This window comes from Psychrobacter sp. AntiMn-1, assembly GCF_001854065.1.
Taxonomy (GTDB): Bacteria; Pseudomonadota; Gammaproteobacteria; order Pseudomonadales; family Moraxellaceae; genus Psychrobacter; species Psychrobacter pacificensis.
The window spans coordinates 273245-294713 of the sequence record NZ_CP012969.1 but is presented as its reverse complement, the minus strand read 5'-3'; the positions used below and the strand labels follow the sequence as shown (position 1 = coordinate 294713).

The following is a 21469-nucleotide window of genomic DNA, read 5'->3' as shown; positions in this document are numbered from 1 at the left end:
GCAGTATATAAAAAGACTATTAACAGTACAGCATCCAAAGCGCAGCGCTGTATTCAGAATATAGTCAATCCTAAATAAAACAGATACATTATATATCAAGGTGGAACTGGTCTAAATTTTCCTTGCGTGCTGTGCCTACGCTGCTCGATGCTGCGAAAAATTTATCCCAGTCACACTGTATCGTTTTTATACTGAATTCACTATATAACCGTTACATTTGCGGCGCGCTTGAAATCTGCTTAATAAAAAACCACCCTGATAATATTAAATTTAAACATGAAGCAAAGGATAAGACATATGGCTTATTGGCTAATGAAATCAAACCCAAAGTTTTTTTAGTATTCACGATTTACAACGGCTCGGTACAGATAGCTGGGATGGTGTCCGTAACTACCGCGCTCGCAACTTTATGCGCGACGACATGAAGGTTGGTGATCAGGTATTCTTTTATCATTCTAGCGCAAGACCCTCTGGTGTGGCTGGTATTATGACGGTCAGTCAAGCAGGTTACCCTGACCCCACTCAGTTTCATCCTGAGCATCGCCATTACGATCCTATTGCAACCGAAGAAGAACCACGCTGGTATATGGTGGATCTCACTTTTGAGCAAGCTTTTACAGAGGTGTTGCCGTTATCAGCGCTGAAATTTTTGCCTGCGCTTGAGGACTCTTTACTGCTGAGAAAGGGCTGCGAGCAATTAACGGTCATTCCATTAGAGCCCAAACACTGGCACGCGATTATGAACATGGCCGAGACACTCGAACTCCTGCCAGAACACACCGATTAGCTCGACCCTCTATCTACTGATTATCAATACCAAGGTAAAACAAGCCTAAGATGAATATTCATATAGCGCTTCTAAATCGTTGACATCATAGTCTGGCTTCTTTACCATCTTATATGTATATGACCTGTCAATCTACTGCTTGGATTGACGGGTTATTTTTATTTTAGTGCCTTCACTTTTATTTTCTGACTCCGTCTGTATAAGCTTGCTCATATTATTTGTCGGAGTATCATCGTCGGCACGACTCTTCTCATACTGTGTCAATATTGAATTGACGACGATATTTACTTGTTCATCGTTACTACTTTCATAACAATTACCGCAAAGAATAAAAAGTTGCTCACCATGGTTTTCCCATTATCTTTCAGAGATTTTAAAAGCTACAGCTTACGCTTAGGGGTACTCGCCCTCCCTATCTTGATTACTCAGTTTTGTCAAGCAGCGCTTGGGGTTGTCGATGCCATTATGGCAGGCCAAGTATCTGCGCTTGATTTGGCGGCCGTGGCAGTTGGATCTGGCATTTGGCTACCGCTGTTTTTATTAGCAACAGGTGTGTTGATTGCCACCACCCCTCTCATTGGTGAGGCTGTCGGTCAAGATCAGCATCACCATGTTCCTCATATTACTCAGCAGTCTTTGTGGACAGCAGGCGCTCTTGGCCTTATTGGTTTTATTGTTGTCAATTTGGCACCCAATGTCCTTGGCATCATGGGTGTGCCTGAGAATATTCAGCCTATAGCAACACAATATTTGCATGGTGTGTCTTTTGGTTTCCCTGCATTAGCTGTCTATGCTGTGTTACGCAGTTATTGCGAAGCGCTTGGTCGACCTGAGCCAGTGACGGTTATTAGCATTGTCGGTCTACTCGCAGATATTCCTCTGAACTATATTTTTATCCATGGTTTATTTGGCATGCCCGAGATGGGCGGCGCAGGCTGCGGTGTGGCAACAGCACTGGTATTGTGGATAAATGTGTTGTTACTGGCGGCTTATACCAGCGTCACCAAGCGGCGGGAATTTGCCAGCACTCGCTTTTTTTATGGATTTGCGAGTCCAAATCGCACACAGATCAAAAAACTTCTAAAATTGGGGATTCCTATTGGTGTCTCTATCTTTTTTGAGGCCAGTTTATTTAGTTTGGGCGCTCTTGTTATCAGTCCGCTCGGAGAGCTTGCAACAGCCTCACACCAAGTAGCGTTATCAGTGACGTCACAGCTGTTTATGATACCGATATCTGTTGCGATGGCACTCACGATTATGGTCTCAAATCGTTATGGGAAAAAAAACCTCTTAGCCTTACGTCAAGTACAAGCAACTGGACTTGTCTGGACCGTATTGATTGCGCTCACTTGTATGCTTGGTATATGGCTATTTAGACCAGAGTTGGCAGCAGCATTTACCGATAATCCAGCGGTTAGAGCGGAGTCGATGCACTTGCTCATCTTTGCCCTTGCCTATCAGTTATTTGATGGCTGGCAGGTCAATGTCGCTGGTATATTACGCGGCATGCAAGACACCACCATACCGATGTGGGTCACGCTTTTTTGCTATTGGTTAGTGGCGCTACCACTGGGTATCTATTTAGTGCGTTTCACTGATGTTGGCGCTCAAGGCTTTTGGATGGCATTAATCACTGGCCTATTCTTATCTTCTATTCTATTGACCCTTCGTTTGCGCTATCAGCAAAGACGTTTAACCGCGCTGTGGGGTTGAAACTGATTGATTAAAACGTCACACCTCATAACCATTGCTAGCGATATATGGTCACATAGACTATGATAAATCGTAGATGATTTCTTGCTAAAAAGATGGCTTACGTCAAAATATGTAAAAAATCTCAGTTAACAACTGTACATTGATTGCTCATTACTCTGAATCTAGGTATCATTAGCAACTAATTAGACAATATTTAGTTACACTATTTTCGAATTTAGTACAAGGTCAGATAAAAACTATGGATATTGAAAAAATACGCACCCTCATCGCCCTTATGGAAGAAAGTGAACTGGTTAATTTAGAAATCAGTTCAGACGATGAGCATATTAGCTTGACTCGTCACTATGATGCGCCTACACCCACCATGATGGCCGCACCAACTGCTAGCGCAGCGCCTATTGCTGCTGAAGGAAAACCTGCGGAAAAAGCGGGTAGCGTCGAAAACTCGCCAATGGTTGGTGTTTTCTATTCAGCGCCAAGTCCTAACGACCCACCATTTGTAAAAGTTGGTCAAAAAGTTCAAGCGGGTGATACTCTAGGTATTATCGAAGCGATGAAAATTATGAACCCTCTTGAAGCGACTCAAAGCGGTATTGTTGACGAAATCTTGGTAGATAATTCTGAAGTCGTACAGTTCGGCCAACCTGTCATACGTTATAAAGCGTAACGATATTTGCCATACTTTATTTCATTATGGCTGGTTTTTGATATAGGTATCGCATCAAAGTCAAATAACAGGATGCTAGATATCAAAACTTGGTCAATAACTGATGCTTCGACAAGGATGAACCCATGATAAAAAAATTGCTCATTGCCAATAGAGGTGAGATTGCCCTGCGTATCGTTCGAGCTTGCAAAGCGCTAGGTATCGAAACGGTAGGCGTCTACTCTACTGCTGATGCCAACTTGATGCACCTGCGCTTTGTTGATGAGGCAATTTGTATTGGTAAGCCTAATGCCAATCAAAGTTATCTTGATATTAATACTATCTTAACTGCCGCTGAAATCACTGGCGCGGATGCTATTCATCCGGGTTATGGTTTTTTGTCTGAAAATGCTGAGTTTGCTGAGCGCGTAGAAGAAGCAGGATTGACCTTCGTTGGCCCTAATGCAGATCACATTCGCTTGATGGGTAATAAAGTCTCTGCGATCAACGCCATGAAAAAAGCGGGCGTACCAACCGTGCCTGGCTCTGTGGGTGCAGTTACGCTACATAATGCTGAAGAACAAGCGCGCAATATCGGTTTTCCGCTATTGATCAAAGCGGCTTCTGGCGGCGGTGGACGCGGTATGCGTGTGGTTGAACGTTTTGATGAGCTGGTCGGTCAAGTGCAGGCTGCTAAGCAAGAAGCTGAGCTTTGGTTCGGTGATGATACTGTCTATATGGAGCGCTATCTTCAAAACCCGCGCCACGTAGAAGTACAGGTACTGGGTGATGGCAATGGTAATGCTATCCATCTGTATGACCGTGATTGCTCATTGCAGCGTCGTCATCAAAAGGTACTAGAAGAAGCGCCTGCGCCAGATATCCCAGATGATGTCCGCGAACCTATCCTGAAGGCCTGTGTGAGAGCCTGTGAGCTTGTGAAATACCGCGGCGCTGGTACGTTTGAGTTTTTGTTTGAGAATAATGAATTTTTCTTTATTGAGATGAATACGCGCGTACAGGTTGAACATCCAGTAACCGAGATGATTACTGGTATCGATGTCGTCGTTGAACAGCTAAAAATTGCAGCCGGCTATGGTTTATCTTATCGTCAAAGTGAGATTGAAATCCAAGGCCACGCGATTGAGTGCCGTATCAATGCTGAAGATCCAGCAACTTTTGTTCCTTGCCCTGGTACTGTCAATCAACTGTTTGCGCCAAGTGGCGCAGGTGTTCGATTCGATTCACATCTATACCCTGGCTATGAGATACCGACTTACTATGATTCACTCATTGGTAAGCTTATCTGCCATGGTCAAACTCGTCAGCAAGCGGTTGCTAAAACCTTACATGCATTAGATGAATTGATCATTGAAGGCATCAAAACCAATATACCGCTACACCGTGATGTGATTTTGTCAGATGATAATTTTGCCAAGGAAGCGCAAAACATTCATTATCTCGAAAGAGAGCTTCTAAACACAGACAAAGCCGAGAAAGAGGCATAGATCAAAACAGCGCTAAGCTGTAGTTTGCTTACTCGTACTGACTGGGACAGTAGTCATTTCCCATAAAAATCAATTTCCACAAAAAAAGCCGCTATCGATATAGCGGCTTTTTTATGCTTAGTAGATGTCGAATAACTCGTGCAATATGATACAAGCCACTTATTATGGCAATACTCTATTAAAAGTCATAAAGCACTCTGTACCGTCAGGATCAGCACACCACTGCATCTGATTGCCATCATGGTATAAAAACGCAATCAACGCTTCGTCACTTTGATCCACTTGGTTGCCTGAGCAGTCTACTTCGTTATTATCATAAATCGTCTTGATAGCGATGACGGGCAGGCCTTCTTCGCGGTGTGTGACTAGATAGCGACCGTATGTCCACTCTTTGCCACTGACCGCCCACATCTCATTGTCCGCGCCAAAATTATATAGCTCACGGCATTGGTTTGACTTATTTACGGATGCCATTAAGTTTTTGCGGCTTGTTGGGTCAGCGTTCACGATGCGCGCTTCACTTTGAGTGATTATGCCACCGTCCATATCAGCTACCACCTTAGGCTCTGAACTGTTTTTTTGCAGACTATTCGATGATGCCGCTTGCTGAGCTTTCGCGTCTTTGGTCATGGTGATAGAACTGTTTAAATCTATCTCCCACTGTCCTGTAATGGCTGGACTAATATGCGTAGTGATTGTCGGCTCAGTAACTGTCTCACCATTCACTGGCAATGAAGCCAGAATAGATGCCAATGTAAATGAAGCAAATGATATAGGTTCCATGATTAACCTTTTATTTATAATATTTTATATACATTAGCGTAAGTCGTAGACACCAAAAACACAAGTAACATTATGCTATTGGGCAAAATACCTTAATCCAAACGATAAGCAAAACCTTAGTCAGTAGTGACGTTGAAGTAAGATAATGCCCGATAATCTAGTCGCTTTCTACTCATAAAAAAATGACACCGTAGCTTTGCTTGTTGAATACAAGGAGCTACGGTGTTATATATTTATGAAATCAAGACCAGTAAAGTATTACGATATAGTTATCTAATACTAAGCAGCTGCTACACTCAATGCTTGAGCAAAGGCTGATAACGCCCCTTTTAGCATGGCTGAGACCGTGCTACTACATGTACCGATGCCAGAGTACACTTCGCCATCTACATTCAGTTGAATATAAGCGGCGGCATTTGCATTGGTTTTATTATCACTATTGGTATCATCATCGATACCGTTACCACTATTATGATGCGGGTTAATGGCATGCTCTGCATAGTTAATAATATGCAATGATTTACCCGTATGCTGTGCAAGACCGTCGATAAACGATGATAATGGACCATTACCCGTACCATCGATATCAATGGTGTCGTTATTCATCTGGACTTGGCCGCTGAAATACACCTCACCGCCTTTGTTACTGACATTATAATCTAGTAACTCAAACTTACCTTGCTGCAAGTAGGTATCCTCAAAGGTTTGTAAAATTTCATCATTTTGTAATTCACGGGCAACCGCTTCCGCTTGCTTTTGTACCACACGGCTAAAGTCAATCTGCATCCAACGTGGTAGGTTAAAGCCATAATTACGCTGCAAGATATACGCAACACCACCTTTGCCCGACTGGCTATTGATACGTACTACATCTTGATAGCTACGACCAATGTGCGCAGGATCAATTGGCAAATAGGCCACATCCCACACGTTGTCAGTCTCAGTTTGGTTGTTTTCATTGTAATCGAGTGACTTCTTAATGGCATCTTGATGTGAGCCGCTAAAGGCGGTAAAGACCAATTCACCCACATAAGGATGGCGCGGGTGTAGCGGTAAGTTATTGCACTCGCTCACGACCTGTACGATTTCACTCATGTTGCTAAAATCAAGCTCGGGATCGATACCTTGGCTAAACAAGTTCATGGCCATGACCATAATGTCCATGTTACCTGTACGCTCGCCATTACCAAGCAACGTGCCCTCGATACGATCTGCACCTGCCAAAACACCCAATTCGGCTGCGGCTACAGCACAGCCACGGTCATTATGAGTATGAAGACTAATAATGACATGCTCACGCTGAGGAAGATTGCGGCAGAAATACTCTACTTGATCCGCAAAGACATTCGGCATAGATGCTTCAACAGTCGCTGGCAAGTTAAAAATCACCTCTTGGCCTTGTTGTGGCTGCCACACATCACAAACCGCATCACAAACCTCTACTGCGTACTCAGTCTCTGTTTGACTAAAGCTCTCTGGCGAGTACTGGAACACCCAATCTGTCTCAGGGTATTTGGCCGCATACTCTTTCAGTAGTTTGGCGCCAGTGATAGCAATTTCTTTAATTTCGTCTTTGTTTTTGGCATAGACTTTTTCGCGTTGTACACGGCTGGTTGAGTTGTAGACATGGACGACGGCGCGTTTGACGCCTTTTAATGATTCAAAAGTACGGGCGATCAAATGCTCACGTGCTTGTACCAATACTTGTAGCGTCACATCATCCGGTACGTGGTTTTCTTCGATAAGTTTACGGGTAAAGTCAAATTCAACCTGCGCCGCTGACGGGAAACCAATCTCAATCTCTTTAAAACCCACCTCTACTAAGGTCTTAAAAAAGCGCATTTTTTGTTCAATGGTCATTGGATCAATCAGTGCCTGATTACCATCACGCAGATCTACACTTGCCCATATTGGCGACTTCTCAATTGTTTTGCTCGGCCACGTACGATCTGGCAGCGATGGCGCAAAGGCAAATGGACGGTATTTACGGAAGTCAAAAGCGGCATTTTTCGGTGTAATCTTTGCAGTCTTTGCGACTGCCGTAGGCGTGGTTTGGTCAGACATAATCAATCCTTAGATGATATGGTTATTTGTATGTTTAGCTAGATGATTAGCTGTTGTTTAGAATTGTATTTATCATACGAGATAACGAGTAGTTACACCATAATAATAGCAAAGTTTAGCGAATAGAAACCTGCTATTTTTTACTTTATTTTCTATGATTTTAGTGAAAAAACCCAATTTAGTAGTTACAATCAACTAAATTCACTATTGAGGTACTAAAAATGCCAGAAAGTCATTTTAGAAGTATGGGCACAATAGATATAGATGACATCGATAAGCAATTATTGCGCTTGTTACAGACGCAGGCACGTATGAGTATTACGGAGCTTGCTGAGCGTGTCAATCTCTCTGCCACCCCTTGTGCCCGCCGTATTAAACGCTTAGAAGACGCTAATATCATTACAGGCTACCATACCAAAACCGATGCGCAAAAACTGGGCTATCCGCTTGCCGTGTTTATCGCCGTCAGTATGGATCGTCATACGGCTGAGCGTTTTGAGCAATTTGAGCGTAGCGTTCAGAGTTTTGAGGAAGTCGTGAGCTGTAGTATTGTCACAGGACGTACAGAAGACTATCTGATTAAAGTCAGAGTGCGTGATATGGCACATTATGAGGAGTTTTTATTGCATCGCCTCAATCGTATTGAGGGCGTTGCTCAAGTACATACCAGTTTTGAGCTGCGGGAGGTATTCAGCCGTAGCGTCGTATAGAGCGCTCATGGCGTTAAAAATGCTAAGCGAGCGTTGGTGACTGTCTACGAAACATTATTATCAAAATCAGTCCAATCATCAACCCAATAGCAGCGACCAGTAACCCTGCATTGAAATTGCCATCCTCTCCTGCCAATGCTACCGTCACCAAAGGTCCCAAGAACTGCCCTAGCGCATAGGCGAGCGTTGCCAATGCAATCAGTAAATTAGAATAAGCAGGATTGATGTTTTTAAACAACGTGAGGGTCATCGATACCATACCGACGAAGGTCAATCCCAATATCGCTGCATTGCCGTATAATCCAAGCGCACCATCAAACCATATAGGCAAACACATGCCAAACGCTTGTAATACCGTGAGACCCATTAGGGTTTTTACCTCACCGATACGTTTGGCAAGCGCACCCCATAACGGGTTTGATAGCATCGCAAAAACACCAACCACCAACCAAATCATCAATCCAGCATAGGTCTGTGTCGTTAAGCGCTGCGCTGCCATAACGGGCAGGAAAGTTGCTGAGCTGATATAACCAAATCCTGCCAATATATAACTGACAAAAAGCAAAGCAAGCGCTTTATGGTGTCCAGAAATCGCTTCATATAAAGAGCGTTTGAAGTTCAAATAGCTCTGATAAACGGACACGTGCTGATCATAGTCGGTCCGCTGTGATACTGAACTATCTACTGGTTTGGGTTTTATCGCGTAGAGGAGCCATATCAGCGGTAAACTGGTGCAGCCTGCAACCAGCCAAATCACATCAAAGTGATAGCCCAATGTTAGAAGCCACCATGTCACAATGGCAGAAGCACTAATACCAACACCAATACCTGCATAATGTACGGCCGAGAGTATAGAACGGCGCTCGGGGCTCAGGTTTTGAATCACAAACGATGAGCTCAATATCATCGCTACCCCGCTTGCAATGCCTGCGATTAGGCGAATGATATACCATAACGTGAGCGACATATTTGGTATAACGAGTAGCATTGTTGTGACAACACTGATTATTGCCCAAAGCGTCATCGCCTGCCATGTCGCACGCTGAGGCACAAACATAGCAATGAGGGCACCGATAAAATAACCGATATAGTTGATTGATGCTAGCCAGCCAGCAATCGTCGTTGATAGTGACAATTGCACCATAATATCAGGTAGAGTGGCGGTAAAGAGAAAGCGTCCATAGCCCATGACAACTGCCAAACAGTACATACCGATACAGGCAATGGCCGCTTCATTGGTGATGGTAGGAGCGACACGGCTTTTAATAGCAGTCATCATGACAGCGCCATTTTTGTGGCAATTAGCACACAATCCTTTGTGTTAGATAATTAAAAGCAATAGTAAAATAAGTAGGAGTCAAACAGTTATTAGAGCTATTGGGACATCATAAAATAAAAACAAACCCTACAATACATCTAACGTGGTTGTCCCTATCGTATCCTGTCCTAGCATTTGTACACGCTGATCGCTAAACATATCCATGTCAGGGGCTAGCGTACGCATAAACCGATCAAAATATAACATCTGCTTGGTCAATAAAGCAAAGTCGCGTGGAAAATGGATACCATGACGTTTGCCAACTTCGACAATCTCAAGCATCATTTTATTGAGCTCGTCAGCTTGCTCTTTACTGTTAAAAGGCACACCGCTGGTAAAGGTCTTATCTTCTGCCATGATCGTTATCATCATGCGCTCTAGATCGTTACCTAAGGCAACCACATCAACTTTATTGCCACCATGCGTCATTTCCATGTCAATCATATAACGTGCCATCGCTTGATAGTCACTGTCTTGCATCGCTTGCATCATACCCATGCACGCACGCCAGCTCTCGGCTTTTAATTTACCGACAATACCAAAGTCTAAGAAACCAATACGTCCATCGGTTAATAGCATCAAGTTACCCGCATGCAGGTCAGCATGAAAACTATTGCACAGCATAAGACTGGCAAACCAGGTGTTTAATGTATCTGCCATGATTTGCGCAGGATCGCTGCAATACTGACGCATGAGCGACTCATCAACCATAGAAACCCCATATAGGCGGCTCATCGTCAATACACGCTTGGTGGTCAGATCGTCATACACTGTTGGTGCCACTACCCGAGTATTACCTGAGACGGCTAAGAACTGCTGAAAATCGCGGATGTTTTGTGCTTCAGCGATAAAATCCGTCTCGGCAAGCATACGCAGGCGAATCTCATCGATAATTGGCGCGATACTGGCGAACTTCATCGATGGCATCACTATTTCAAGCAGCTTGGTCACGCCATGCAATACGCCCAAATCGGTCTGCATAATCGTCTCGACGCCAGGCTTTTGTACCTTTAGCACCACTTCATCACCATTATGCAGACGGGCAGCATGAACCTGAGCGATAGAGGCAGAGGCTAGCGGCTCTGAGTCAATATGCGCAAACTTATCATCAAGGCTCATACCATCAGTCGCCAGCTCTTCTTTTAGCACCTGCTCGATATAAGCATAAGACAATGGCGTGGTTTGATCCAAGCAGCTCTGGAAAGCAGTAACATAATCACGTGGAAACAGCGAGGGTGTACTGGCGATAAACTGACCGATTTTGATATAAGTCGTGCCTAACTGCTCAAAGGTTTCTTTGAGTAGCATTGCATCAGGTTTTTCCCCTTTTGCCACTCTTAGCGCAGATAAGCCTGCGACACTCGCGGTTTGGCGAACACGGTTGACGACATTAAAGGTATGCTTTAACAAATGCGGACGATGAATTTTCATAAAAAACAACTATGGTAATAGAAAGGATTTGAAAATAGATAATTTCGAAAATAGACTAAAAATATATCAAAGACATAGTATTCAATCAGGGCTGCTACAGACTGGGCATTCTGGATCTTTTCTATAACCCATCAGCCGCTGCTGCATCTGCCTACCATCCCATATAAGCAGCTTATTTGTCAGTGGATTTTTGGTTAATCCCAAATATTGCAAGGCGGTATTGGCTTGTAGGTTACCCATAACCGCAGTGGTGCTCGCAAGCACACCTGAATTGGCACAGGTACGCTCATCGGCAACCTCATCATGCACAAGCGCGCCAAACACGCAATGATAGCAACCTGTGTCCAGATGTGGCTCAAACAGCGCCAGCTGCCCTTGCATCGCAATTGCCGAGGCAGATAATAATGGAATCCGATAATGGACGCTAATGCGATTGATGACGTCACGAGTCGCAAAATTATCCGTACAGTCTAGTAATAAGTCTGGCTTACCAGAGGCTAGATTGAGCAACTCATAAGCATTGTCTTCATCTAACCGCGCCACGGTGCCGTAAGCTTCTATCAAAGGGTTGATGCGTGCCAGCATAGCCGCTGCTGTCAGCGCTTTGGACTGACCGATATCTTCTGGCAAAAACAGCGTTTGCCGTTGCAGGTTACTCGCTTCGATCGCATCATCGTCAATCAGATGCACATAACCAACCCCTGCACGCACCAGTGTCTCAGACGCTGGACAACCAAGGCCACCTGCGCCTATTATCACCACGCGTGCTGACTTTAATCGCAGCTGAGCATCCATATCCCAACCGTCGAGTAGTATTTGCCGTGCATAACGGAGCAGCTCATCATCAGATAGCTGTGCCAAATCGTCTGCCATATTTTTTGCAACCTATAATTAAAAATGTCTATCCATAAAGCCTATTTATGGATATTGCCCTACTGTGACACGATCATTACCACCGTAATCTTGTACCGTGTGTACTGACTCAAGACCATTCTCCAAAAATAACCGTCGAACCGCAACCCCTTGGTCATGGCCATGCTCGATAGCCAGCAGTCCTTTTTTGCACAAATAAGACGGTGCCTGCTGGACAATATGCTCGATATCAGCCAAACCATGATTGGGTGCACTCAGCGCGCTGATCGGTTCAGCGGTTAGTCCCGCCAAATGCTCATCTGCCTCATCAATATAAGGCGGATTTGAGACAATCACATCAAACCGACATTCGTCATCAGTAGGTAACGCTTGATACCAACTGCTTTGGATAAATTCAATATTAGTGACACCATTAAAATCCGCATTATGCCGAGCAATATCGAGCGCCTCAAGCGACAAATCAACGGCGACCACTTGCCAATTGTCTTTTTTTAATTCATGAGCCAGACTGATAGCAATACAACCTGAGCCTGTACCCAAATCAAGTAAGCGCTTATGAGGATTAGATACCGGCTGAGCATTGATCCAATTCAATACTTGCTCGACCAATACCTCGGTATCGGGTCTGGGAATCAAAGTATGCTCATTGACCACAAAATTCAGCGACCAAAATGCTTGCTGACCCGTCAAATAAGCGAGCGGCGTCCCTTCTTGCATCTTAACCATACCAGTATAAAACCGTCTTTGCTCACTTTCTGTCAGCTGATAATCTTCGTCAGTAATCAAAAATAGTGAAGGTTTATCAATAACATATAGCAGCCAATCCGTTGGCCAAAACGATGGTATCTGACGATTTGTCTCACCATTCGTCAGTTGGCCAATTTGCTGCTTTATTTGACGAATGGTCAATGCGGTCATAAGTCACTCTTAAAGATATCGTAAATAAAGATAAAAGTACTGCCAATGCTACTCTGAAGCGCGCGGTGGCTCATTGGTATCGGTCAGGTTTGGATTTGCTTTCGCTAGTTTGTCATCACCATATATGTCATCATTATCACCAATCACAATGTGTTTATCGACCAAGTAGATTAAGATCAAAATTGGCATACCAATCGCAAAGGTGAAAATAAAGAAAAATGGATAGCCCATATTGTCAACGATAGCCCCAGAGTAGCCACCCATCACCTTAGGTAGCAACGTCATTAATGAGGAGAAAATAGCATACTGTACCGCGGTAAAACGAATCGAGGTCAAGGCAGACAAGAACGCAATGAATACAGCGCTGGCAAGGCCTGCCGCTAGATTATCAAAAATCACTGCCACGTACATATGCGGCAAGCTACCAGGATGGTAAGTGAGCAGGACAAATAATAAATTCGTCACACAAGCCAAGATGGCACCGACCATCATCGCCTGCATCATACGCAGTTTTTGAGCCAAAATACCACCCAAAAAGCCACCCGCAATAACCATGATGACACCAACCAGTTTCACAGCATTGGCAATGTCTGTCTTGCTAAAACCCATGTCTTGATAAAAGACATTCGAGATGACCCCTGCGACGATATCAGAAATCCGGTATAACCCAATCAAGGCCAGTAGCAATAATGCTTTTTTGCCATAACGACGGAAAAAATCAACGACTGGTTCGACCCAAGTGGTATAAGCCATTTCTTGTTTGACCACGCCCACTTTGACAGACAGGTAACCCACAACCGATGCCACCAGTAAGCTGGCTAACAGGTGAACCACTTCGAGTACAAAGGCAAACATCACACTGTCTGTCTCTGGCAGTAACGCACCAACATTGACAAAAGCAATGATAAAAGCGGCGACCGACAATACAAATACCAGTACCAAACGGGCATAGTCAGAGGCGGGACGATCAATACGTATCTGCTCGCTCACAGGCTCCCGAATTATCAACGTGGTCACCACACCTACGCCCATCACCGCTGCCATGATCCAATAAGTATTGCGCCATGCTTCGTAACTATAAAACTCTTCGGTCGAACCGAAATAATCTGCCAAATAGAGCGCACCTGCGCCTGCAAAAATCATCCCTAAACGGTAGCCTGCGGTATACATTGCCGACAATACTGACTGAAAACTCGCAGGGGCAAGCTCAATACGATAGGCATCGACCACAATATCTTGCGTGGCGGATGAAAAGCCCAACAGCACCGCTGCCATGGCCATATAGTGCAAACTGCTCTCATCGGTCGGATTGATGCTGGCCATCATATAAATCGCCAAAATAATTAAGAGCTGTGCAATCAAAATCCAACTACGACGACGGCCCAGTAATCTAGTCAATATCGGTAGCGGCACCGCATCCACTAAGGGCGCCCAAATGAACTTGAACGAATACCCCAATGCCGCCCAACTAAAGGTCGTCACTACACTGCGATCAAATCCCGCCTCACGCAGCCATAACGATAGGCTGGAGAAAATAAGCAAAATAGGAATACCAGCCGCAAAACCCAAAAACAGCATGATCATAGCACGCCGATCAAGATAGGCTTTCGCCGCCTCGCCCCATGATTTTTTGGCGATGGGAGGTTTGGGTGGTACAGATTTGACAGCAGACATAATAACTCACCAACAATTGAGACAAATAACACAACTGCGCACAATTTTTATCAATCTTTAGAATCAGTTATCCATCAAGAGATCGATAAAAATTGCTCTACGTTGCACCAATATGATCATTACAACAAAATTCAGTTATGGTACTTGAGAACCGCTACCTTGACTAGATGTTTTTGCATTAACTCATTGATTCTGGCACTTTCATAACGGCTTATATTTCGCTGCAGTAACGAAGATTATAGCAATCTTTCACTATGGTTAAACCAGTCCTTAGTTTTCTTACTACTTACTCTCATCAAAGATGTCTAATAACGCTTTCAGTTATCGGCAATATATAGATAGAGGTAGGATCAATACAAACTTGATCGGCTTATTACTGTCCCACCTAGTAGCAAGAGCAATGGCGTTAATAGCAAGCTGGATGAGGTACTACACCAAGAATTAATGATTAATAATTTAAAACATATAATTTTTATATATTAGTTTTATAAATAAACAGTACTTCGTTATGCTCTCTATATCAACAATGATTATCTTAATTGACGGTTTGTTCTTTCTATTACCATAGCCCAGGAGTTTTGCCATGTCCGATTCAACCAACACCCCAACCGACAAAAACACCACGCAAGATACTGCCGGTTGTCCTGTGAACCACGGCGATAACAACGCATCGACTAACACAACCTATGATCAAGGTGATGATAAGGGACCGACGATTCATAGTGAAAACGCTGATCAAACACACGCACCGCAGCGTCCTAGCATGGGCGGCTGTCCTGTCATGCATCAAGCGCATACTACCACCGCCTCTGCTGCGACTGACTGGTGGCCGAATAGCTTAAACCTAGACATATTGCATCAGCAAGACAAAAAGACTGATCCAATGGGAGCAGACTTTGATTATGCTGAAGCGTTCAAACAACTTGATTTAGAAGCGGTCAAAACCGATTTGAAAAACCTCATGACCGAATCACAAGAGTGGTGGCCAGCAGATTGGGGTCATTATGGTGGCTTGATGATTCGTATGGCGTGGCATTCAGCGGGTACATATCGCGGTGCCGATGGTCGCGGTGGCTCTAATACTGGCAACCAACGCTTTGCGCCACTAAATAGCTGGCCGGACAACGCCAACCTAGACAAAGCGCGCCGCCTACTATGGCCCATCAAGAAAAAGTACGGCAACAAACTATCATGGGCTGATTTGATGATTTTGGCAGGCAACATGGCTTATGAGTCTATGGGCTTTAAAACGCTAGGCTTTGCTGGTGGTCGTGCTGATATTTGGCATCCAGAAAAAGACATCTACTGGGGTTCTGAACGCGAATGGCTGGCACCGACCGAAAACCGTTACGATAGCGATAAAGACCGTGCATCCCTCGAAAACCCACTAGCAGCGGTACAAATGGGCTTAATCTATGTCAACCCTGAGGGCGTCGATGGTAACCCTGACCCATTGAAAACCGCTCAAGATATGCGTACGACGTTTGCGCGTATGTCAATGAATGATGAAGAAACGGTTGCTTTGACCGCGGGTGGTCATACCGTTGGTAAGTGTCACGGTAATGGCGATGCGACGACACTAGAAGACGAGCCAGAAGCGGCAGACGTCAAAGAGCAAGGTCTAGGCTGGCGCAATCCTAAAGGTAATGGCAATGCAGGTGATACTGTTTCAAGCGGTATTGAGGGCGCGTGGACAACCAATCCAACCCAGTGGGATCATGGCTATTTTGAATTATTATTGAACCACAATTGGGCATTAACCAAAAGTCCAGCAGGTGCATGGCAGTGGGAGCCGACTGACATAAAAGAAGAAGAACGTCCATTAGACGCTCATGATCCAAGTGTCCGCCGTAATCCGATCATGACTGATGCTGACATGGCACTGATTAAAGATCCTGTTTATCGTGAGATTTCAGAGAAATTCCATAACGACCCAGCGTATTTTGATGAGGTGTTTGCCAAAGCATGGTTCAAGCTAACTCACCGTGACCTAGGGCCTAAATCTCGTTACTTAGGGGCAGATGTACCGAGCGAAGACTTTATCTGGCAGGACCCTATTCCAGCAGGCAATGCAGACTTGAATGCTGATGATATTGCAGCGCTAAAATCACAAATATTGGACAGTGATTTGAGCCGCCGTGAGTTAATCATTACCGCATGGGACAGCGCACGTACATTCCGCGCATCAGACTATCGCGGCGGCGCAAATGGCGCACGTATCCGCTTAGCCCCGCAAAAGGACTGGGCAGGAAATGAGCCAGAACAGCTGCAACGTGTGCTTGAGGCGTTAACCCGCATTCAGTCTGATTTTGATAAAGACGTGAGCTTGGCCGATTTGATTGTGCTTGCTGGTAATGCTGCTATTGAGCAGGCAGCGAATGATGCAGGCATAGAGGTTACGGTACCATTTACCGCAGGTCGCGGTGATGCAGAAGCGGCAATGACCGATACCGAATCTTTTGCAGACTTGGAGCCTTTGCATGACGGCTATCGCAACTGGGTCAAAGAAGACTATGCAGTCTCTCCTGAAGAGATGCTGCTCGATCGCACGCAGCTAATGGGATTGACAGCGCCTGAGATGGTAGTATTGATCGGCGGTATGCGCGTCCTTGATACCAACCATGGACAGAGCCAACAAGGCGTCTTCACTGACCGTGTTGGGGTCTTGACCAATGACTTCTTTGTCAACTTGACCGACATGAACTACACGTGGCATCCCGTGAAAACAGGTGACGAGCCAAGCAACACGGTCAATAGTTACGAAATACGTGAGCGTAGTACCGGTAATACCAAATGGCAAGCCAGCCGTGTGGATTTAGTATTTGGCTCAAACTCTATCTTGCGTGCTTATGCTGAGCTATATGCGCAGGACGATAACTTAGAGAAATTCGTTCGTGATTTCGTTAGCGCTTGGAGTAAAGTCATGAATGCGGATCGTTATGACGTTGCTGAGTAAGCGTTATTGATTAGATTAATGAACAGTGAGTAAGTCTATCAATCATGAACAGCTATCTTTTAGAAGGTAGCTGTTTTTTTATGCCTAAAATTTAGATATTCAACAGTCTTAAATATTCTGAGTTACACACCCCATCTAAATAAAACAAACGACTAAACGACTATAAGAAATACTGTAAAAGCAAGAGGACTATAAAAAACCTATATTCATAATTATTATAAATTGATAGCTATTTATTATATACAAGAATAATAGCTTTGTTTTACACTACGCTCTTATGGCACATTTGTAAGTTTTTACTTTCATATACAAATCTTTCAAATATAGGTAAGGTTTGTATTGTTACACAATAGGATTCAGTGATGGCAATCGATGTAGTGGTCAATCAGCGACATTTGCAAATTCAGCTCAAACAGTTGGAAACAGTCTGGCATACGGTGATTAATGGCTATAACTTAAGCCAAGCAGCGACTGTACTGCACACCAGTCAATCGAGCTTGTCAAAGCATATCGCGGCACTTGAAAACCAACTGAAGACCGAAGTATTTATTCGTCAAGGAAAGCGGCTGACAGGGCTGACCACCATGGGCACCGCGCTTATGCCACATATCGAATCCATCTTTGCCGAGATTCGTACCATTGAAAATCTGAGCCTTGATTTTAATAATCCTAATATCGGCACATTGACCATTGCGACGACCCACACGCAGGCACGCTATGTGCTGCCGAAGGTGGTTAAAGAATTCAAAGATCGCTTTCCCAAAGTCAATTTGATCTTGCAACAGGCCGATCCTGAAACCATCGCGCAGATGGTGATTCGTGGTCAGGCTGATATCGGCATCGCAACGGAGTCCCTACTTCACAATAACTATCTCAGATGCTACCGCTATTACGACTGGACGCATCGTGTCATCGTGCCAAGCGATCATGAACTTGCCAAGCAAGACTCTATCGATTTGCCTACCCTCGCAAGCTATCCCATTGTGACTTATCACGGCGGCTTTACTGGACGCGGCGCGATTGATAATACCTTTGAGGCCGCAGGTTTGGAGCCAGATATTGTGTTAGCAGCACTTGATGCGGATGTGATTAGCACCTATGTAGGACTTGGCTTAGGCATTGGTATCATTGCCGAGATGGCCTTTGAACCAAGTCACTATCAGAACTTGACCGCGATTCCAGTCGATCACTTCGGACGCTTTACCAGTTGGATGGCGGTGCGCGATGATGCTGAGATTCGCCAATACGGTCGTGCCTTTATGGAGCTGTGTCAGAAACAATTTGACAACTAAACAAAGCGGCTAGAGCGTCTGTCCTACCTTACGCCACCTTTACCGAGCTTATGCATAAGTGATAAAATACAGTCTCAAACGTTATTCAAAGTTTGATTTCGTTTTTATTTCTGCATGTATTGCTGGACGCCTAGACATTTAATTGTACTGGGTGTCGATCACTGCATGTCCATTTGCTTCTATGTAACAGGTGATACCGCTCATGGAAAAACTCGTAGCGATCATTATGGCAGTTTTTGCCGTCCCCTTGATTATTGGCGGCGCTTATCTGCTCTCTTTAGGCGGTAGTCCTTACTATCTTTTTGCTGGCGCAGCGATGCTTGCGACCGCTTTTTTGTTGTTCAAAAAACATTGGAGTGCTTACGGCCTCTACGCTCTTTTCATCGTCATAACGATGGCTTGGGCCCTGTGGGAGTCTGGATTTTATTGGTGGGCGCTGGCAACTCGCTTGGGTTTCCCACTAATATTTGGTTTATTAATGCTTTTACCGTGGGTCTCTAAGAAGATGCACGGGAAACACGCTCAAGTAACAACCACCAACAACACTAAGAAAAGTCCTCTTTATTATTGGGGACTAATGGCCAGTGTGGTTGTGGGCGCACTGCTCTCTTTCGGTAGTATGGCCAATAATGCCACCGACAAATTGGGCGAGCTCGATTTAACTGCCAAAGATGACGGCGATCAAAATGCCACTTCTACCAACCTTGGCGACCCATTATCCAATGGTGAGCAAACACCAGATGGTGAGTGGAGCGCCTATGGCCGTACTAACTATGGCCAACGCTACTCTCCTCTGGCTCAGATCAACACTGATAATGTCAAAGATTTAGAACTCGCTTGGCAAATCCAAACCGGTGATGTCAAAGGTCCTAATGACGTTGGCGAAACCACTTATCAAGCAACCCCACTAAAGATCGGCAACGCTCTTTATATGTGTACGCCGCATAACTGGGTGCTAGCATTAGATGCCGACTCTGGTGAGACTCTATGGAAGTTCGATCCTAAGGTTGGCGAAAACCTCCAACGTCAGCATCAAACTTGCCGCGGTGTCTCTTATTACGCTGGTCAAGCTGGTACAAACAGCACTACGCCAGCAGCTAATGCTAGTACCGAGACAGCTAGCAATAGCGCCGTCAGTGACACCACTGATAACAACGTAGTAGCGGCTAATAAACCGGCTGCGACTGGCGATACATTGGTGCAAAAAATTGCTGGGAATACCTTTGAAAATCCTTCCAAGCAATGCGATGCCAAGATCTTTATCCCAACTTCTGATGCCAAGCTATATGCCCTCGATCCAAAAACAGGACAACGCTGTCAAGAGTTTGGTGAAGATGGCGCATTAGATTTGATGCACAACATGCCGTTCCAGCAAGCAGGCTACTACTACTCAACGTCTGCACCCGTCGTCGCAGGTGGGGTTATTATTGTTGCTGGTGCCGTCAATGATAACTATGATGTGAACTCACCCTCTGGTGTTATCCGTGCTTATGACGTGAATACTGGCGAGCTTATGTGGAACTGGGATTCAGGCGATCCTGACAACACAGCCCCTTTTGATGTCAATGATCCAACTCAAGTCTATCGCACCAGCTCGCCAAACTCATGGTCGACTGCCAGTGCTGATGAAGAGCTTGGCTTGGCCTACTTCCCAATGGGCAATCGCACGCCCGATCAGCTCGGTAGCTATCGTAATGCTGCTGAAGAAAAGTATGCAACCTCTGTGGTCGCACTAGATCTGAAAACTGGTGAAGCGCGCTGGGTACAGCAGTTTGTCCATCATGATCTTTGGGATATGGATACGCCTGCGCAGCCAACATTGCTTGACTTAAATACCGCTGATGGTGTCCAACCTGCGTTGGTTATACCGACCAAACAAGGCGATGTCTACGTCTTGAACCGTGCAACAGGCGAGCCTATTGTACCTATCAAAGAGCGTGATGCACCGCAAGGCTACCTCATTGCTGGTGAACATGCTGCTCCGACGCAGCCTTACTCTGGTCTGAGCTTTGCGCCTGAGAAACTGACTGAAAAAGATATGTGGGGCGCAAGTCTCATCGATCAGATGATGTGCCGTATTGAGTTCAACAAACTCAACTACGACGGTCGCTACACGCCGCCATCAACCAATGGTACGTTAGTCTATCCTGGTAACTTTGGTACCTTTAACTGGGGCGGACTCGCTGTCGATCCTGAAAATGGCGTCATGTTTGGTATGCCAACTTACCTTGCCTTTACCTCAAAACTCATCCCTAAAGACACACTTGGCGATGTTGAGACCAATAAAGGTGAACAAGGTGTGAATGCCAACGAAGGCGCAGACTATGCGGTAGAGATGGGACCATTCTTATCACCACTTGGTGTACCTTGCCAGCAGCCACCATGGGGTACGATCGCAGGTGCTGATCTGGCCACAGGCGAGATTGCTTATCAGCGCAAAAACGGTACCGTACAGGACTTATCTCCTATTCCAATCAAGTTTGAATTGGGGGTGCCTGGTATCGGCGGCCCTATCATCACTAAAGGTGGCGTCGCATTCTTGTCAGCAGCAACAGAAAACAACTTCCGAGCTTATGATCTAAAGAATGGCGATATCCTATGGAATGTACGTATTCCAGCAGGCGGACAAGCCACGCCTATGACTTATTTGAACTCTAAAGGTGAGCAAATGGTGGTATTGGTTGCTGGTGGACATGGTTCAGTTGGGACAACCATTGGTGATTATGTGGTCGCTTATAAGCTTGGCGATCAAGCCAAATAAGTGATTTAAAAAACTTACCATTTACATAATGT

Annotated in this window: 15 protein-coding genes; 8 read left to right on the top strand and 7 right to left on the bottom strand. The window is 45.0% G+C overall.

Annotated elements, in window-relative coordinates; translation table 11 throughout:
* The first annotated feature begins 340 nt into the window (after positions 1–340).
* The 4 genes from AOT82_RS01150 (at position 341) to accC (ending at position 4657) form a co-directional block, all read left to right on the top strand.
* Positions 341–787: an EVE domain-containing protein gene (locus AOT82_RS01150; protein ID WP_237182810.1), complete on the top strand. Its 447-nt coding sequence runs from the start codon at positions 341–343 to the stop codon at positions 785–787.
* Between the two features lie 345 nt (positions 788–1132).
* Positions 1133–2500, top strand: a complete 1368-nt coding sequence (locus AOT82_RS01145) for an MATE family efflux transporter (protein WP_071001445.1) — start codon at positions 1133–1135, stop codon at positions 2498–2500.
* A gap of 241 nt (positions 2501–2741) precedes the next feature.
* The gene (accB, locus tag AOT82_RS01140; protein ID WP_071001444.1) at positions 2742–3170 is read left to right on the top strand and encodes an acetyl-CoA carboxylase biotin carboxyl carrier protein; all 429 of its coding nucleotides are present in this window, start codon (positions 2742–2744) and stop codon (positions 3168–3170) included.
* A 125-nt stretch (positions 3171–3295) separates the two neighbouring features.
* Complete coding sequence (gene accC / locus AOT82_RS01135) at positions 3296–4657, top strand: acetyl-CoA carboxylase biotin carboxylase subunit (protein ID WP_071001443.1); 1362 nt, start codon at positions 3296–3298, stop codon at positions 4655–4657.
* A gap of 162 nt (positions 4658–4819) precedes the next feature.
* Here the strand turns inward: accC and AOT82_RS01130 are convergent, their stop codons facing one another.
* Together AOT82_RS01130 and leuA are read right to left on the bottom strand one after the other, a co-directional pair.
* Positions 4820–5440, bottom strand: coding sequence for a hypothetical protein (locus AOT82_RS01130; protein WP_071001442.1), 621 nt, complete (start codon positions 5438–5440; stop codon positions 4820–4822).
* Positions 5441–5719: 279 nt separating this feature from the next.
* Entirely contained in the window at positions 5720–7504 is a 1785-nt protein-coding gene (gene leuA / locus AOT82_RS01125; protein ID WP_071001441.1) for a 2-isopropylmalate synthase, read from the bottom strand.
* Positions 7505–7725: 221 nt separating this feature from the next.
* On the opposite strand from leuA, the gene AOT82_RS01120 reads away from it, so the two are divergent.
* Positions 7726–8214: an Lrp/AsnC family transcriptional regulator gene (locus AOT82_RS01120; RefSeq protein ID WP_071001440.1), complete on the top strand. Its 489-nt coding sequence runs from the start codon at positions 7726–7728 to the stop codon at positions 8212–8214.
* Between the two features lie 22 nt (positions 8215–8236).
* Here the strand turns inward: AOT82_RS01120 and AOT82_RS01115 are convergent, their stop codons facing one another.
* From AOT82_RS01115 to AOT82_RS01095, 5 genes are all read right to left on the bottom strand, one after another.
* The gene (locus tag AOT82_RS01115; protein ID WP_071001439.1) at positions 8237–9493 is read right to left on the bottom strand and encodes a YbfB/YjiJ family MFS transporter; all 1257 of its coding nucleotides are present in this window, start codon (positions 9491–9493) and stop codon (positions 8237–8239) included.
* 126 nt (positions 9494–9619) lie between these two features.
* A complete protein-coding gene (locus AOT82_RS01110) occupies positions 9620–10963 on the bottom strand; it encodes an ABC1 kinase family protein (RefSeq protein WP_071001438.1) in 1344 nt (447 codons plus the stop codon).
* 81 nt (positions 10964–11044) lie between these two features.
* Positions 11045–11836, bottom strand: a complete 792-nt coding sequence (locus AOT82_RS01105) for a HesA/MoeB/ThiF family protein (protein WP_071001437.1) — start codon at positions 11834–11836, stop codon at positions 11045–11047.
* Between the two features lie 45 nt (positions 11837–11881).
* Positions 11882–12754 carry a peptide chain release factor N(5)-glutamine methyltransferase gene (gene prmC / locus AOT82_RS01100; RefSeq protein WP_071001436.1) on the bottom strand — a complete coding sequence of 291 codons (873 nt, stop codon included), beginning with the start codon at positions 12752–12754 and terminating at the stop codon, positions 11882–11884.
* A 48-nt stretch (positions 12755–12802) separates the two neighbouring features.
* Positions 12803–14428, bottom strand: a complete 1626-nt coding sequence (locus AOT82_RS01095) for an AmpG family muropeptide MFS transporter (protein WP_071001435.1) — start codon at positions 14426–14428, stop codon at positions 12803–12805.
* Positions 14429–15191: 763 nt separating this feature from the next.
* Here AOT82_RS01095 and katG point away from each other — a divergent pair.
* The 3 genes from katG (at position 15192) to AOT82_RS01080 (ending at position 21437) form a co-directional block, all read left to right on the top strand.
* A complete protein-coding gene (gene katG, locus AOT82_RS01090; protein WP_071003583.1) occupies positions 15192–17384 on the top strand; it encodes a catalase/peroxidase HPI in 2193 nt (730 codons plus the stop codon).
* A 362-nt stretch (positions 17385–17746) separates the two neighbouring features.
* The gene (locus AOT82_RS01085) at positions 17747–18676 is read left to right on the top strand and encodes a LysR substrate-binding domain-containing protein (RefSeq protein ID WP_071001434.1); all 930 of its coding nucleotides are present in this window, start codon (positions 17747–17749) and stop codon (positions 18674–18676) included.
* 202 nt (positions 18677–18878) lie between these two features.
* Entirely contained in the window at positions 18879–21437 is a 2559-nt protein-coding gene (locus tag AOT82_RS01080) for a membrane-bound PQQ-dependent dehydrogenase, glucose/quinate/shikimate family (protein WP_071001433.1), read from the top strand.
* Positions 21438–21469: the final 32 nt, after the last annotated feature.